General features: G+C 36.3%; 20 protein-coding genes and 6 tRNA genes. 5 read left to right on the plus strand and 21 right to left on the minus strand.

Going from position 1 to position 14,171, the window contains the following annotated elements; all coding sequences use genetic code 11:
- Positions 1-31: 31 nt before the first annotated feature.
- The 21 genes from rplL to CIG1485E_RS06755 form a co-directional block, all read right to left on the minus strand.
- A complete protein-coding gene (rplL, locus tag CIG1485E_RS06655; RefSeq protein WP_038454828.1) occupies positions 32-403 on the minus strand; it encodes a 50S ribosomal protein L7/L12 in 372 nt (123 codons plus the stop codon).
- Positions 404-441: 38 nt separating this feature from the next.
- Positions 442-927, minus strand: coding sequence for a 50S ribosomal protein L10 (gene rplJ, locus CIG1485E_RS06660; protein WP_038454829.1), 486 nt, complete (start codon positions 925-927; stop codon positions 442-444).
- 99 nt (positions 928-1,026) lie between these two features.
- On the minus strand, positions 1,027-1,731 hold the full coding sequence (gene rplA / locus CIG1485E_RS06665) for a 50S ribosomal protein L1 (RefSeq protein WP_038454830.1): 705 nt from the start codon (positions 1,729-1,731) through the stop codon (positions 1,027-1,029).
- Between the two features lie 59 nt (positions 1,732-1,790).
- A complete protein-coding gene (gene rplK, locus CIG1485E_RS06670; protein ID WP_038454832.1) occupies positions 1,791-2,216 on the minus strand; it encodes a 50S ribosomal protein L11 in 426 nt (141 codons plus the stop codon).
- Between the two features lie 17 nt (positions 2,217-2,233).
- Positions 2,234-2,764, minus strand: coding sequence for a transcription termination/antitermination protein NusG (gene nusG, locus CIG1485E_RS06675; protein WP_038454834.1), 531 nt, complete (start codon positions 2,762-2,764; stop codon positions 2,234-2,236).
- A 9-nt stretch (positions 2,765-2,773) separates the two neighbouring features.
- Entirely contained in the window at positions 2,774-2,953 is a 180-nt protein-coding gene (gene secE / locus CIG1485E_RS06680) for a preprotein translocase subunit SecE (RefSeq protein ID WP_002850125.1), read from the minus strand.
- A gap of 13 nt (positions 2,954-2,966) precedes the next feature.
- Positions 2,967-3,042: transfer RNA gene (locus CIG1485E_RS06685), tRNA-Trp, on the minus strand.
- 28 nt (positions 3,043-3,070) lie between these two features.
- Positions 3,071-3,238 carry a 50S ribosomal protein L33 gene (gene rpmG / locus CIG1485E_RS06690; protein WP_038454836.1) on the minus strand — a complete coding sequence of 56 codons (168 nt, stop codon included), beginning with the start codon at positions 3,236-3,238 and terminating at the stop codon, positions 3,071-3,073.
- Between the two features lie 50 nt (positions 3,239-3,288).
- Positions 3,289-4,488: an elongation factor Tu gene (tuf, locus tag CIG1485E_RS06695; protein ID WP_038454838.1), complete on the minus strand. Its 1,200-nt coding sequence runs from the start codon at positions 4,486-4,488 to the stop codon at positions 3,289-3,291.
- Positions 4,489-4,563: 75 nt separating this feature from the next.
- Positions 4,564-4,638, minus strand: a tRNA-Thr gene (locus tag CIG1485E_RS06700).
- Positions 4,639-4,780: 142 nt separating this feature from the next.
- Positions 4,781-4,857, minus strand: a tRNA-Gly gene (locus tag CIG1485E_RS06705).
- Between the two features lie 9 nt (positions 4,858-4,866).
- Positions 4,867-4,951, minus strand: a tRNA-Tyr gene (locus tag CIG1485E_RS06710).
- A gap of 57 nt (positions 4,952-5,008) precedes the next feature.
- A tRNA-Thr gene (locus CIG1485E_RS06715) sits at positions 5,009-5,084 on the minus strand.
- A 185-nt stretch (positions 5,085-5,269) separates the two neighbouring features.
- A tRNA-Ser gene (locus tag CIG1485E_RS06720) sits at positions 5,270-5,360 on the minus strand.
- An 84-nt stretch (positions 5,361-5,444) separates the two neighbouring features.
- Entirely contained in the window at positions 5,445-6,131 is a 687-nt protein-coding gene (gene pyrF / locus CIG1485E_RS06725) for an orotidine-5'-phosphate decarboxylase (protein WP_038454840.1), read from the minus strand.
- Positions 6,128-6,529, minus strand: a complete 402-nt coding sequence (gene nusB, locus CIG1485E_RS06730) for a transcription antitermination factor NusB (protein WP_038454842.1) — start codon at positions 6,527-6,529, stop codon at positions 6,128-6,130. Before nusB ends, pyrF begins: the two co-directional genes overlap by 4 nt.
- Position 6,530: 1 nt before the next feature.
- Positions 6,531-7,001, minus strand: a complete 471-nt coding sequence (gene ribH / locus CIG1485E_RS06735; protein ID WP_038454844.1) for a 6,7-dimethyl-8-ribityllumazine synthase — start codon at positions 6,999-7,001, stop codon at positions 6,531-6,533.
- A gap of 9 nt (positions 7,002-7,010) precedes the next feature.
- Positions 7,011-7,334 (minus strand): DMT family transporter, encoded by a 324-nt coding sequence (locus CIG1485E_RS06740; protein ID WP_051870946.1) that lies wholly within the window; start codon positions 7,332-7,334, stop codon positions 7,011-7,013.
- On the minus strand, positions 7,331-7,657 hold the full coding sequence (locus CIG1485E_RS06745; protein WP_038454846.1) for a DMT family transporter: 327 nt from the start codon (positions 7,655-7,657) through the stop codon (positions 7,331-7,333). Before CIG1485E_RS06745 ends, CIG1485E_RS06740 begins: the two co-directional genes overlap by 4 nt.
- Position 7,658: 1 nt before the next feature.
- Positions 7,659-8,459 (minus strand): 3-deoxy-8-phosphooctulonate synthase, encoded by an 801-nt coding sequence (gene kdsA, locus CIG1485E_RS06750; protein ID WP_038454848.1) that lies wholly within the window; start codon positions 8,457-8,459, stop codon positions 7,659-7,661.
- 56 nt (positions 8,460-8,515) lie between these two features.
- On the minus strand, positions 8,516-9,406 hold the full coding sequence (locus CIG1485E_RS06755; protein WP_038454850.1) for a DMT family transporter: 891 nt from the start codon (positions 9,404-9,406) through the stop codon (positions 8,516-8,518).
- 126 nt (positions 9,407-9,532) lie between these two features.
- Between CIG1485E_RS06755 and der the strand changes: the two genes are divergently transcribed.
- Genes der through serS form a run of 5 tightly spaced genes read left to right on the plus strand, consistent with a single transcriptional unit; the run spans position 9,533 to position 14,171 of the window.
- Positions 9,533-10,927: a ribosome biogenesis GTPase Der gene (gene der / locus CIG1485E_RS06760; RefSeq protein WP_038454852.1), complete on the plus strand. Its 1,395-nt coding sequence runs from the start codon at positions 9,533-9,535 to the stop codon at positions 10,925-10,927.
- Positions 10,917-11,444 carry a shikimate kinase gene (locus CIG1485E_RS06765; RefSeq protein ID WP_038454853.1) on the plus strand — a complete coding sequence of 176 codons (528 nt, stop codon included), beginning with the start codon at positions 10,917-10,919 and terminating at the stop codon, positions 11,442-11,444. The genes der and CIG1485E_RS06765 overlap by 11 nt, the downstream gene beginning before the upstream one ends.
- On the plus strand, positions 11,441-11,950 hold the full coding sequence (locus CIG1485E_RS06770) for a shikimate kinase (protein WP_051870947.1): 510 nt from the start codon (positions 11,441-11,443) through the stop codon (positions 11,948-11,950). The genes CIG1485E_RS06765 and CIG1485E_RS06770 overlap by 4 nt, the downstream gene beginning before the upstream one ends.
- A complete protein-coding gene (trpS, locus tag CIG1485E_RS06775; RefSeq protein WP_038454854.1) occupies positions 11,947-12,918 on the plus strand; it encodes a tryptophan--tRNA ligase in 972 nt (323 codons plus the stop codon). Before CIG1485E_RS06770 ends, trpS begins: the two co-directional genes overlap by 4 nt.
- A gap of 8 nt (positions 12,919-12,926) precedes the next feature.
- A complete protein-coding gene (gene serS / locus CIG1485E_RS06780) occupies positions 12,927-14,171 on the plus strand; it encodes a serine--tRNA ligase (protein WP_038454856.1) in 1,245 nt (414 codons plus the stop codon).

Consider the following 14,171-nt stretch of genomic DNA (forward strand, 5'->3'; position numbering starts at 1 on the left):
AGCAAGTAGATTCTTGCTCCTCCAAATAAAATTATTTAAGTTCGACTTTAGCGCCAGCTTCTTCAAGCTCTTTTTTAGCTGCTTCAGCTTCGTCTTTGCTGATACCTTCTTTAAGAACTGAAGGTGTTCCCTCAACAGCGTCTTTTGCCTCTTTAAGACCTAGACCTGTTAAAGCTCTAACAACTTTAATAACGTTGATTTTTTTGTCACCTGAGTCAACAAGTACAACGTTGAATTCAGTTTTTTCTTCAGCTGCTTCAGCTGCAACACCAGCACCACCAGCTACCATAACTGGAGCAGCGCTTACGCCGAATTTTTCTTCAAATTCTTTTACTAATTCACTTAATTCTAATACTGAAAGATTAGAAATAAACTCTAAAACATCTTCTTTAGTTATTGCCATTTTAATTCTCCTAAATTTATTTTTAGCTCAAAATTATATTAAGCTGTTTGTTCTTTTTTTTCTTTAAGCGCATTTAAGCCGATAGTAAAGTTTTGTATTGGTGCATTCCAAACTTGCAATAGCATCGCGATAAGTTCATCACGAGATGGCATTTTAGAAAGAGCAACAACTTTGCTAACTGGAGCAACTTCACCATCAATGAATGCAGTTTTAATTTTGAAAAGATCAGTATTTGTCTCTTCAAATTTAGCTACAACTTTTGTAACTGCTAGTTGGTCTTCGCCCCATACAAATATATTTGTATCTTTAAGCTCCATACCAGATTTTCCACAGTTATTCAAAGCGATATTTGCAAGAGTATTTTTTATAACTTGTACTTTTACATTAAGTTCTCTAGCATTATTTCTTAGAAGTTCTAATTTTTTAACGCTAAGACCTTTATAGTCACAAACAACTATAGCATCGCTTGCTGTAAACTCAGCCTCAAGGTTTGAAATTATTTTAGCTTTTTCGTTTCTAGTCATTTTGTTTCTCCTTTCCGACCGGTGATTTCAAGTAGAGAGAGCCAGATGGCTCAATTAAGCTTTTGCCTCGACTATCTCCAATCTAAGATGTAATTTTAATTATTTAATATCCATAAGCTCTAGTGGTTCAAGAGTTACAGATGGGCTCATTGTTAATGAAAGTGCAGCAGATTTTATATATCTACCTTTTGAAGTAGCTGGTTTATGTTTATTTATAGTTTTTATAAAAGCAGTTATATTTTCATTTAGTTGCTCTTTAGTAAAACTTACTTTTCCTAAGCCAGCGTGGATATTTCCTTGTTTATCAACACGGAAGTTAACTTGACCGCTTTTTGCGTTATTAACTGCTTGTGCAACATCCATTGTAACAGTTCCAGTTTTAGGGTTTGGCATAAGACCTTTTGGTCCAAGTAAACGACCAACTTTACCAACTAGACCCATCAAATTTGGAGTAGCAATAAGTACGTCAAAGTTTATAACGCCTTTAGCTATATCATCAACAAAATCTTCAGCTCCAACTATATCAGCACCAGCTGCTTTAGCTTCATCAGCTTTTGCATCTTTTGCTATTACAGCAACTCTTACAGTCTTACCTGTACCAGCTGGCAACACTACAGATCCTCTAACCATTTGGTCTGCGTGTCTTGGATCGACGTTAAGTTTAAGTGCTATTTCAACTGTTTCATCAAATTTAGCAGATGACAATGTTTTAATTGTATCAACTGCATCATTTAAAGCATATATTTTATTAGAATCAACTTTTTTTAGTAATTCAGAAAATCTTTTTGTAACTTTTTTTGACATTAATTTCTCCGCATTTTTAAAGTGCTACCGCTATTTTTTAAAATCCCAGCGGTATTGGATTAATCGACTACGGTTATACCCATAGAACGAGCTGAACCAGAAATAATCTTAGCTGCTTGCTCTTTATCTTTAGTATTCATATCAACAATTTTTCTATCGACAATCTCAAGAATTTGTGCTTTTGTTAATTTGCCTACTTTATTTTTCAACGGATTATCCGCACCTTTAGTGATTCCAGCTGCTTTTTTAATCAAGTCAGTTGCTGGTGGTTGTTTTGTTACGAATGTAAAACTTTTATCAGCATAAACTGTGATAACAACTGGAATATTGTATCCAGCCATATCTTTAGTTCTTTCGTTAAATGCTTTACAAAATTCCATAATATTTACACCTTGTTGACCTAGTGCAGGACCAACTGGTGGACTTGGATTAGCCTTTGTAGCTGCAATTTGTAATTTGATTTCGCCTACAACTTTTTTAGCCATAAACTTTCTCCTTAAACTTATACTATCTTTTCAACTTGTGAATATAAAATCTCAACTGGTGTACTTCTTCCAAATATAGAAACATTAAGACGAAGTTTACCATGAACCATATCATACTCTTCAACCGTTCCATTAAAATTGGCAAATGGTCCTTCAGTAACGCGGACAATTTCACCTGTTTCAAATGAAATTTTTGGTTTAGGAGCTGCTCTTTTGTTAACTTTTTCTAATATTAAATCAATATCTTTATCACTCAAAGGAGTTGGCTTTTTAGATTCACCAATGAATCTACCAACCTTAGGAAGTGATTGAATTTTTTGCCAAAGAGCTGTGTCTAAATCTAAATGAGCAAAAGCATAACCGGGGTATAAGCTTCTTTCATTTATTTTTTGCTTTCCATTTTTAATTTCAATCACATCTTCTGTAGGAACTATAACTTCTAAAAGTTGTTTTTCTATACCATGATCGCGAACTAAATTTTCTATAGCTCTTTTAACACTCATTTCACTACCAGCATAGGTTTGAATAGCATACCATTTATGCGCCATTTTTATTCCTTATGCAAGTTTTGATACAGTAAATGACATTATCAAATCAACCAAAGCTAAAAATAGAGAAACTATAGCTACAACAGCAAAAACTGTTATAAATGCATTTCTTATTTGCTCTTTGGTAGGAAAAATAACCTTGCCAATCTCTGCTCTTGATAATTTAAAATAACTTATAAATTTTTCCATATTTAACCTTTTGTGGCAGGGCAGGAGGGATTCGAACCCCCAACCATCGGATTTGGAATCCGGCGCTCTACCGTTGGAGCTACTGCCCTATTGGCATACAGTTAAGAAGTATATGCCTTATTTAAGTTTAACTTCTTTATGCACTGTATGTTTTTTTAATCTTGGGCAATATTTTTTAAGTTCTAACTTTTCAGTTGTTTTTTTACTGTTTTTAGTAGTTGTGTAATTAATATCATTACATTCAACGCACTTCAAACCGATTTTAACTCTATTTGCACTTGCCATTAATAAATCCTTATTTAACTAGTGCGAGCCGAAGCCCGCAACTATAAAAATTAAGCTAATATTTTAGATACAACGCCTGAACCAACAGTTCTACCACCCTCACGGATCGCAAATCTTGTTCCATCTTCAAGCGCTACTGGAGCAATTAGCTCAACAGTAATTTTTAGGTTATCACCAGGCATAACCATCTCTGTACCTTCTGGTAGAGTGATTGAACCAGTAACATCTGTTGTTCTTACATAGAATTGTGGTCTATAGTTGTTAAAGAATGGAGTATGTCTACCACCCTCTTCTTTAGTCAAGATATAAACTTCACCCTCGAATTTAGTGTGAGGAGTGATTGATTTTGGCTTACAAAGAACCATACCTCTTTCAACATCCTCTTTCTTAGTACCACGTAAAAGAACACCAACGTTATCACCAGCCTCGCCTTGATCCATTTCTTTTCTAAACATCTCAACGCCAGTAACTGTTGTAGTTTGTGTATCTCTGATACCTACGATTTCGATTGTATCGCCAACTTTAACGATACCTTTTTCAATTCTACCAGTAACAACTGTACCACGACCTGAAATTGAGAATACATCTTCAATTGGCATCAAGAAGTCTTTATCAGTTGCACGAACTGGAGTTGGAATATAGCTATCAACTGCAGCCATAAGATCCATAATTTTAGCTGACCATTCACCATCAGTACCAGCTTTAGCTTCTTCAAGAGCTTGAAGAGCAGAACCGCTTACGATTGGAGTATCATCACCTGGGAAATCATATTCGCTTAGAAGCTCTCTAATTTCCATTTCAACTAACTCTAGAAGTTCAGCGTCATCAACCATATCAGCTTTGTTCATGAAAACAACTATATATGGAACACCAACTTGGCGAGATAGAAGAATGTGCTCTCTAGTTTGTGGCATTGGACCATCAGCCGCAGAAACAACTAGAATAGCACCGTCCATTTGAGCAGCACCAGTAATCATGTTTTTAACATAGTCGGCGTGGCCTGGGCAGTCGACGTGTGCATAGTGGCGATTTTCAGTCTCATACTCAATGTGAGAAGTAGCGATTGTAATACCTCTCTCTTTTTCTTCTGGAGCATTATCGATGTTATCGTAATCTTTAAGCTCAGCAAGACCTTTTCTTGAAAGAACAGCAGATATAGCAGCTGTTAATGTTGTTTTACCGTGGTCAACGTGACCAATAGTACCGATGTTTACGTGTGGCTTATTACGTGAAAATTTTTCCTTAGCCATTGTATCCTCCGTTATAAATTTTAACTTTTAAAATTTAAAGTTTGTATATTATGTATTTTCTTATTATATCTTAAATGGAGCTCATAGCGGGACTTGAACCCACGACCTCTTCCTTACCAAGGAAGTGCTCTACCTCTGAGCCATATGAGCGTTTCTAATAAGAAACAACTTAGCGTGGCAAAGCAGAGTTTTACAATAATAATACAAACACCAAAAAAACTTGTAGACTAGAATAACTGCATAATTTAAAGAATAGATAAATTAAGAAACAGCTCCCAGTCAAAAATCCAAATGGAGCGGGAAACGGGACTCGAACCCGCGACCCTCAGCTTGGAAGGCTGATGCTCTAGCCAACTGAGCTACTCCCGCAAATAGCAATGGTGGTGAGACGTGGATTCGAACCACGGAAGACAAAGTCAGCAGATTTACAGTCTGCCCTCGTTGGCCGCTTGAGTATCTCACCTAAAATGTAAAAAATTTGATTGCTATATGATATCTGGTCAAACACTGTAAAAATTAATGGAGCTGGTGAACGGAGTCGAACCGCCGACCTACTGCTTACAAGGCAGTTGCTCTACCAACTGAGCTACACCAGCACCTTTAACTTGTGAGCTGGAATTATATCTTATTTTTTATTTGATGTCAAGGGTTTTTTATCTTTTTATTGATAATTTTTAAATTATTAAAAATGAGTATAAATTTATAGCAAAATGGCAATAAATTAAAAAAATTAGCTAAAAAAATAAAAGATTAAAAAAATGATTTAAAATTAAAATTGTAGTGGCGGACAGAGAGGGATTTGAACCCTCGAAGCCCGATTAAGACTTGCACCCTTAGCAGGGGTGTGGTTTCAGCCGCTCACCCATCTGTCCTTAAAAAGTGAAATGCAATTATATCCCTAAGTCTCTTATAAAATGCTTAAATTTACAAATGAAAATTGCATTTTATATTTACTACTATGAATTTATATATGATAATATCTTTGCAGCTATCTCATTTGGTTTTTGTACTTGGTATATAGGGCGACCTACTACTATGAAATCAGATCTATTTTGAATAGCCATTTCAAGATTTGCCACTCTTTTTTGGTCGTTGCTAGCCTCACCAAAAGGACGTATGCCAGGAGTCAAAGTAATCAATTTATCGTTTGTAGCATTTTTGATCGCCAAACTCTCAAATACAGAGCAAACCATTCCATCAAGCCCACACTCATAAGCAATTTTAGAAAATCTACTCACACTATCACCAATATCAGCGCTATAAATTTCTCTAAAAGTTGGCTCATCGAAACTAGTCAAAGCAGAAACCCCAAGCACCAAAGGTCTATTTGGCAATTTTGCTAAACGCTCCATTACAGTGCTCATAGCGACCCTACCACTGCTAGCATGCAAATTTATCATATCAACGCCAAGCTTTGAGATAACCTCACAAGCATCAGCCATTGTATTTGGGATATCGTGTACTTTAAGATCCAAAAATATCTTGAAATCCCCAATATTTTTTAGCTCTTCTATAAATTTAGCCCCATCACGCAAATAAGCTCTAAGCCCGACTTTTAGCCAAAGATCAAGCCCCTTTAGCTCGCTAGCTAAATTTAAGCATTCATTTTTGCTCTCAAGATCCAAAGCGACGCAAAGTTTCATTTGGCTTTGTCCTTGCTTATAGCATCAAGAACGCCGTTTATTAGGCGAGTTGATGAATCACTTCCAAGCTCGTTTGCTAGTAAGATTGCTTCATTTATGATTATTGCGCCATCTATGTCGCTAAATTTGATCTCATAAGCCCCAAGTCTAAGTATGGCCCTTTCTACAGTTCCTATCTCTTCAAGTTTCCATTTGCCAAGGTGAGAGTTTAGCTCTTCATCTATCAAATTTAAATTATCCAAAACGCCATTATAAAGGCTTAAAGTAAAGCTTTTTTGGTCGTTTCTTATCTTTTTTTCTTCAAGAAATTCGCTTGAGAACTCCTCCATTTCGCTGCCCATTTCATTTGCATAAAGCAAGCTAACGACGCTTTGCCTTACTTGATGTCTTGTTGCCATATTAAGCCTTTATATTTTTGTATAAACTTAGAAGCTCTACTATTCCAGTCATCGCTTCAAAGCCCTTATTTCCAGCTTTTGAGCCTGCTCTTTCTATGGCTTGCTCGATGCTATCAACTGTCAAAACCCCAAATGTAACTGGTTTACCATATTTTAAAGTAACACTCGCAATGCCTTTTGTGGTCTCAGCACTCACGTAATCAAAATGTGGCGTACTTCCCCTAATCACAGCTCCCACGCAACACACTGCATCCCATTTGCCAGTGCTTAGAGCTTTTTCAAGCGCCATTGGGATTTCAAAAGCACCAGGTACAAGTATCAAATCTAGATTTTCTTCCTTGCCGCCATGTCTCAAAAACGCATCTTTTGCACCTTCAACCAATCTATCTGTTATTATATGATTAAATCTTGCATTGATTATTGCTACTTTTTCATTTCCACTTAGGCTTAAATTTCCTTCTATTACGTTCATATTTTCTCCTTAAATTATTTTCAACATTATAACACTAAAAATTATCAAAAAAAGATAAAAGCACTTTTTTGGGCTTAATTTTTCGTGATTGAAAAATACCCCCACAAAAACAGCTCCCACAGCACCTATACCAGTCCAAATAGCATAAGCCACAGACATAGCTATTACATTCATTGAGTAACTAAGTAAGCTTAAAGAAGAAGCAAAAGTAGCAACTAAAAATATAAAACTTGCAGCCTTTTTGACACCTTTAGCCTTCGCCATGTTGTTTAGAAAAATCACACCAACAACTTCGCAAAGCCCAGCTAAGAGCAAAGCAGCTATATAGATCACTTCTCTAGCCTTTTAAGCCCAAAAACTCCAGCCAACAAAGTGGCTATAAAAAATACTCTTAATAAATTTATCTCATTTCCATTATAATAGTCAGTCGCCATCTCAGCCAAAACTATAAAAAACGCACCAAACCCAACAAACAAAGTATAAGCCACGCTCGCTGGCAAATACTTAAATGCTTGCATAAATATAAAAAAACTAGCACAAACTAGCAAAGCCGTGATGCCGTATTCTAAATTTGAATTAGCGTGCTTTAGCCCATACGCCCAGCCACACTCGACAATAGCGCCGATTATTACAAAAACAAAACCTTTGTTTGACAAATTACATTCCTAAAACGTCGCGGATAGCTTTTACTTCGTTTATATTTTTTTCCAAAGCGTCCAAATTTAGCATATTTGGCCCATCACAAAGCGCCTCACAAGGATTGATGTGTGTTTCATAGAAAAATCCATCTACTCCCACGCTAGCAGCAGCTCTTGCAAGATAAGGGACAAATCTACTATCGCCGCCGCTTGTAGCTCCATTTGCGCTAGGCATTTGTACGCTATGAGTCGCATCAAAAATCACAGGCGCAAACTCACGCATGATGACTAAACTCCTCATATCTACGACTAAATTTCCATAACCAAAGGTGCTTCCCCTTTCACAAAGATAAACGCCATTTTGTTTAGCTACTTCATAGCCAAACTCACTCACGCCACGAGTTTCAAGGACTTTTTTTACGCTGTGTTTCATCGCATCTGGAGCTAAAAACTGACCTTTTTTGATATTTACCATCGCTTTTGTTTTAGCAGCAGCCACTAGCAAATCAGTCTGACGGCACAAAAACGCTGGAATCTGAAGAGCGTCAGCCACGTCAGCTACTGGAGCAGCTTGATAGCTTTCGTGAATGTCAGTTAAAATTTTATATCCAAACTCTTTTTTAACCTCATCAAGTATTTTGCAGCCCTCTTCAAGTCCAGGCCCTCTAAAGCTACTTATGCTAGTTCTATTTGCCTTATCAAAGCTAGATTTGAAATAAAAATCAATCCAGCCCATTTCGTTAAATTTAGCCAATTTCTCAGCGACTTTAAACACTAAATCTCTATTTTCGATGACACAAGGTCCAGCTATCAATATCATATTTTTTCCTAAAATTTTTGCCGATTTTAGCTAAATTCCACTAAATATTTGCTTACTTACTTCTCTTTAGCTATCAAAATTCCGCTAACGACAATCAAGCATATACCACACATTGCAGCCCAGTTTGGCAAACTATCACCAAGCAAAAGCCCAAAAAGCATACTAAATAAAACGTCACTGTAGCTGACAGCTGCCACAACTCCTGCTTTTCTGCTAGCTGCGTAAGCTTTGGTTAGATAAATTTGAAACCAAGCGCCACAAACTCCCATAAATGCTATATATATGAAACCAGTTAAATTTGGCATAGCAAATTTAGAAAATATAAAATCCAAATTTGCAGGCGAATAAAACTCACCCACAACCATACACAAAAGCGGTATAAGTGTCCCAAAAGTCATAAAAGATAAAACTATAATCCTAGTATCATAATATTTTCTAAGCTCTCTGATACTTGTATAAGCCATCGCCGCCCCAACACCACTCAAAAGCCCAACAAGGTCATTTTTGTTTAGCCCCAAATTTGGCTGGACGATAAAAACTATACCAATAAATCCGATAAAAATCGCAATCCAACCAAGCTTGCTAAGCTTTTCTTGGAACAAAAACATAGCGATGATAGCTGTAAAAATCGGAGCTGTTTTTTGAAATGTAAAAGCTGTAGCAAGATTTATTTGAGCGACATTATAAAAAAATGCAAGCAAACCAAGAGTGCCTATAACTCCACGAAAAATAAGCACAAATGGTCTGCCACCTTTTTGGTGAAGTGGTTTTTTGCCAAGTGCAAAAAGTATGAGAACAAAGCCGATTGCATTTCTAAAAAACACAACTTCAATCGAGCTCATATCACTACTTAAAAGTTTAGCAAAAGCCCCAGTAGCCGCAAAAAGCAGTGAAGCAATAAGCATATAATAAATACCTAAATGTCTCATCAAAAAACTTCTATACATAGATAATCCTAAAATTATTTTTAAATTTAATTATTAATTAAAGCCCAAATATTAGCATTTACTTGCATAATAATTTATAAATTTAGCTAATTTTAGGTATAATTGACCAATTTTCAAAGGGATTATATGAAAAAAATTATACTTATAGGGCGTCCTAATGTCGGAAAAAGTTCGCTCTTTAACAGACTTGCTAGACAAAGAATCGCCATCACAAGTGACGTGAGCGGCACCACAAGAGATACAAATAAAGCCGAAATTACTATAGATGATAAAAGCTGTATTTTGATAGATAGCGGTGGACTTGATGAGAGCAATGAGCTGTTTAAAAATGTCAAAATCAAAACACTAAGCGAAGCTAAAAACGCTGATATAATCGTATTTATGGTAGATGGAAAAATGCTACCAGATGATATAGATAAGAAGTTTTTTTATGAATTATCAAGCCTAAATAAACCAATAGCACTTTGTGTAAATAAAGTTGATAGCAAAAAAGATGAAGAAAGAAGCTGGGAGTTCAATGAATTTGGCGCCAAAACGGTTTTTAACCTATCAGTTAGCCACAATATCGGCACAGATGAGCTATGTGCGTGGATCTACAACTTCCTTCCAAAAGAGACATTAAAAGCAGATACTAGCGAATTTGACGAGTTTTTAGATGATTTTGATGAAAAAGGCGAAATAGACATCCAAAAACCAGCAGTTGATTACGAAACCAAAAACATAAATGTCGGAATAATCGGCCGCGTAAATGTCGGCAAATCAAGCCTTTTAAATGCTCTGGTTAAAGAAAATCGCTCAGTAGTAAGCACCATCGAAGGAACCACGATAGATCCAGTAAATGAGAGCTTTGTCTATGAAGATAGGGTTTTTGAGTTTGTAGATACTGCAGGTATCAGAAAACGTGGCAAAATCGAAGGAATCGAGAGATTTGCACTCAATAGAACAGAAAAAATACTTGAAAACTCAGACATCGCCTTACTTGTCCTTGATGCAAGCCAGCCTCTAACAGAACTCGATGAGAGAATCGCTGGAATCGCTGCTAAATTTGAGCTTGGAGTTATCATCGTTTTAAACAAATGGGACAAAGATCATGATGAATTTGACAAGGTGGTTTATGAGCTAAGAGATAAATTTAAGTTTCTTGCTTACGCTCCAGTTGTCAGTGTTTCAGCACTTGGCGGCAAAAGAATACACAAAATCTACCCACTAATTCTTGAAGTCTACAAAAACTACACCCAAAAAATCAAGACTTCAAGACTAAATGAAGTCTTGCAAGACGCTATTTCTTGCCACCCAATCCCAAGAGATCATGGCAAAATCGTTAAAATATTTTATGGTGCTCAGTTTGGTTTCGCACCACCAAAAATAGCTTTAGTCATGAACAAACCAAGATCTTTGCACTTTAGCTATAAACGCTATCTTTTAAACAAATTAAGAGAGAGCTTCGAGCTAAATGGAACTCCAGTCGTGCTAATACCAAAAAATCGTGGCTCAAATGACGAGGAAAACAATGAAAATTGATAAAAATATAGTTTTAATCGGTTTTATGGGCGTTGGAAAAGGCACTATAGCAAGAGAACTAGCCAAGCAAACGGGGATTTTTGCCATCGATGGCGACGATATGATTGAGAGCTTTGCAAATAAAAAGATAAAAGAAATTTTTGAAGATGATGGCGAAGATGAGTTTAGAAAAATAGAGTTAAATTTAGCCAAATTTCTAGAAAAATCAGTTTCAAATGCTATTATTTCCACAGGTGGTGGATTTTATAAAGTAAAAAATTTAAACAAAATCGGTACCGTAATTTACCTAAAATCTAGCTTTGAAAAAATCATCGATAGAATGAAAAAATCAAGTAATTGTGAGAAAAAATTTGCCAAAAGACCGCTTTTATCAAATTTAGAAAAAGCCAAAGAGCTTCACGATCAAAGAGATAAAGAGTATGAGAAAAAGGCTGATTTTGTAGTTATTATAGAAGACAAATCCGCAAAACAAATCGCAAAAGAGATAATCAAATTTATCCAAAAAGGTAAGAATTGAGCACTCAAAATATAGTTTTGAGCGGATTTATGGGAAGCGGCAAAAGTACCATAGCTAAAGCTTTGGCTACAAATTTGGATAAATTTATGCTTGATTGCGACTATATTTTAGAGGGTTTTAACGCAATGAAGGCTAAAGATATGAGGGCTAAATTTGGTGATTTGGCATTCAAAATTAGCCAAGAAAAAATGTTTTTGTTTTTGAAAAACAGTGTCAAAAACTCAGTCATCGCAACTGGCGGAAATATGCACTGGCTAAGCTTAAACGAACTTGGGGTAAATTTTTACTTAAAAACTAGCTTTGAAACTATCATTGATAGGCTTTCAAAAGATAAAAATGAGCTAGAAAAAAGACCAATCTTTCAAGATATGCAAAAAGCTTGCAAGCTACACGTTCAAACACAAGATAAATTTAGTCAAATGGCTGATTTTACCATTGTTACAGATGATAAATCAATAGAGCTTGTAAAGGACGAGATTTTAAATTTAATAAAGGAAAAATTATGAGAACATTGACTGGACTTCAGCCTTCAGGGAAGTTCCATTTAGGCAATTATTTTGCTAGTATAAAACCTATGGTAGAAGCTCAAAATTTAGGCAAAGATGATATGTTTATGTTTATCGCAAATTATCATGCCATGACTTCAGTAAGCGAAGCAAAGAAACTAAAAGACGCTACTTTTGAGGCTGCGGCTGCGTTTTTAGCTCTTGGCATAGACCCAGACAAATCGACATTTTGGGTGCAAAGCGATGTAAAAGAGGTCTTGGAGCTTTACTGGATTTTGAGTCAGCTCACGCCTATGGGCTTGGTCGAGCGTGCTCATGCTTACAAAGACAAAGTGGCAAAAGGCGCTGAGGCTCATCATGGGCTTTTTAGCTATCCAGTTTTGATGGCTGCTGATATATTGCTTTTTAATTCAAATTTAGTCCCAGTTGGCAAAGATCAGATCCAGCACGTCGAAATAGCAAGAGATTTGGCACTTAAATTTAACAACGCTCATGGCGAGATTTTTGTCTTACCTGAGGCTAAAGTTGAGGCAAACATAGCCACAGTTCCAGGAACAGATGGAGCCAAAATGAGTAAAAGCTACGGAAATACAATAGATATTTTCAGTGACGCAAAGACGCTTAAAAAACAGTGCTCTAGCATAGTGACTGACTCGACTCCACTTGAAGAGCCAAAAGAGTGGAAAACCTGCAATGTCTTTGCAATTGCTAAGCTATTTTTGGATGACGCAGGTCAAGCTGAGCTAGCTAAAAGATACGAAAAAGGCGGCGAAGGATATGGGCATTTTAAAATGTATTTAAATGAGCTTGTTTGGAACTATTTTGGCGATGCTAGAGATAAATTTGATTATTACATAAATCACAAAAATGAAGTTTATGAGATGCTCGACACTGGTGCGAATAAAGCCAGAAAAGTAGCTAGGGCGACTATGGAAAAAGTAAGAGACGTAGTTGGAATTTATAGATAGGAAAGACGATGATAAATTTAAAATTAATTGAAACAAACTTTGATGAGTTTAATGCCAAACTAAAGGCAAAAAAGGTTGATGAAGGCGTTTTAAAGCTACTTTTAGACACTCATAATGAGCTAAAACAAAAGAGACAAGAGCTAGAAAATCTCCAAGCAATCCAAAATGCAAAATCAAAAGAGGTCGGAAATCTAGCTAGAAATGGCGGAGATGTATCGTCTCTAAAAGCCGAGCTCGAAGAAAATAAAAAATCCATGCAAAATGCTGCAAATTTAGTAAATGAACTTGAAGCTAAACTAGACCTTGTCGCTAGTCGTGTGCCAAATATAATAGACGATGATGTTCCATTTGGAGCTGATGAAGATGAAAATGTCTGCATCAAGACAGTTCTTGAGCCGACTAAATTTAACTTCAAACCAAAAGAGCATTTTGAGCTTGGAGAGAGCCTTGGTTGGCTTGACTTCACCACTGGTGCCAAGCTTGCTGGCAGCCGTTTTACCGTGCTTAGAGGAGTTGGGGCTAGACTTAGTAGAGCGTTAGTTAATTTTATGATTGATTTTAATACTTCAAGAGGATTTGAGCTAGTAAATGTACCGTTTTTAGTAAATTCAAACACACTTTATGGCACAGGACAACTACCTAAATTTGAAGAAGATTTATACAAAATGAGAGATGAAGACTTGTATCTTATCCCTACAAGTGAAGTTCCAGTGACAAACATATATAATAACGAAATCATTCCAGTAGAAAATCTGCCTATCAAAATGACTTGCTATTCTGCTTGTTTTAGACAAGAAGCAGGAAGCGCTGGACGTGATACTCGTGGCATGATACGCCAACACCAGTTTGAAAAAGTAGAGCTCGTGAGCATAACAACTCCAGAACAAAGCTCAAAAGTCCTTGATGATATGATAAGCTGTGCTTCAGATATGCTTAGTGCTCTTGGGCTTCCTCACAGACACATGATGCTTTGTAGCGGAGATCTTGGATTTAGTGCAGCTAAGACTATCGATCTTGAAGTTTGGCTTCCAGGTCAAGGCAAATACAGAGAGATAAGCTCTATCTCAAATACTAGAGATTTCCAAGCAAGACGTGCTAAAATCCGCTTCAAAGATGGTAAAAAAAATAGCTTAGTAAATACGCTAAATGGCTCAAGTCTCGCAGTAGGCAGAACATTAGTAGCTATCATGGAAAACTATCAAAATGAAGATGGAGCAATAAGCATACCAGAAGTTCTTAAAAAATATATGTAA

The sequence above is a fragment of the Campylobacter iguaniorum genome, from assembly GCF_000736415.1.
Classification (GTDB): domain Bacteria; phylum Campylobacterota; class Campylobacteria; order Campylobacterales; family Campylobacteraceae; genus Campylobacter; species Campylobacter iguaniorum.

Excerpts from the sequence above, each read along its gene's own strand:
- rplL (WP_038454828.1), bottom strand. The coding sequence starts at position 403 with ATGGCAATAACTAAAGAAGATGTTTTAGAGTTTATTTCTAATCTTTCA.
- rplJ (WP_038454829.1), bottom strand. The coding sequence starts at position 927 with ATGACTAGAAACGAAAAAGCTAAAATAATTTCAAACCTTGAGGCTGAG.
- rplA (WP_038454830.1), bottom strand. The coding sequence starts at position 1,731 with ATGTCAAAAAAAGTTACAAAAAGATTTTCTGAATTACTAAAAAAAGTT.
- rplK (WP_038454832.1), bottom strand. The coding sequence starts at position 2,216 with ATGGCTAAAAAAGTTGTAGGCGAAATCAAATTACAAATTGCAGCTACA.
- nusG (WP_038454834.1), bottom strand. The coding sequence starts at position 2,764 with ATGGCGCATAAATGGTATGCTATTCAAACCTATGCTGGTAGTGAAATG.
- secE (WP_002850125.1), bottom strand. The coding sequence starts at position 2,953 with ATGGAAAAATTTATAAGTTATTTTAAATTATCAAGAGCAGAGATTGGC.
- rpmG (WP_038454836.1), bottom strand. The coding sequence starts at position 3,238 with ATGGCAAGTGCAAATAGAGTTAAAATCGGTTTGAAGTGCGTTGAATGT.
- tuf (WP_038454838.1), bottom strand. The coding sequence starts at position 4,488 with ATGGCTAAGGAAAAATTTTCACGTAATAAGCCACACGTAAACATCGGT.
- pyrF (WP_038454840.1), bottom strand. The coding sequence starts at position 6,131 with ATGAAACTTTGCGTCGCTTTGGATCTTGAGAGCAAAAATGAATGCTTA.
- nusB (WP_038454842.1), bottom strand. The coding sequence starts at position 6,529 with ATGGCAACAAGACATCAAGTAAGGCAAAGCGTCGTTAGCTTGCTTTAT.
- ribH (WP_038454844.1), bottom strand. The coding sequence starts at position 7,001 with ATGAACGTAATAGAAGGAAATTTAAGCCTAAGTGGAAATGAAAAAGTA.
- kdsA (WP_038454848.1), bottom strand. The coding sequence starts at position 8,459 with ATGATATTGATAGCTGGACCTTGTGTCATCGAAAATAGAGATTTAGTG.
- CIG1485E_RS06755 (WP_038454850.1), bottom strand. The coding sequence starts at position 9,406 with ATGTATAGAAGTTTTTTGATGAGACATTTAGGTATTTATTATATGCTT.
- der (WP_038454852.1), top strand. The coding sequence starts at position 9,533 with ATGAAAAAAATTATACTTATAGGGCGTCCTAATGTCGGAAAAAGTTCG.
- CIG1485E_RS06765 (WP_038454853.1), top strand. The coding sequence starts at position 10,917 with ATGAAAATTGATAAAAATATAGTTTTAATCGGTTTTATGGGCGTTGGA.
- trpS (WP_038454854.1), top strand. The coding sequence starts at position 11,947 with ATGAGAACATTGACTGGACTTCAGCCTTCAGGGAAGTTCCATTTAGGC.
- serS (WP_038454856.1), top strand. The coding sequence starts at position 12,927 with ATGATAAATTTAAAATTAATTGAAACAAACTTTGATGAGTTTAATGCC.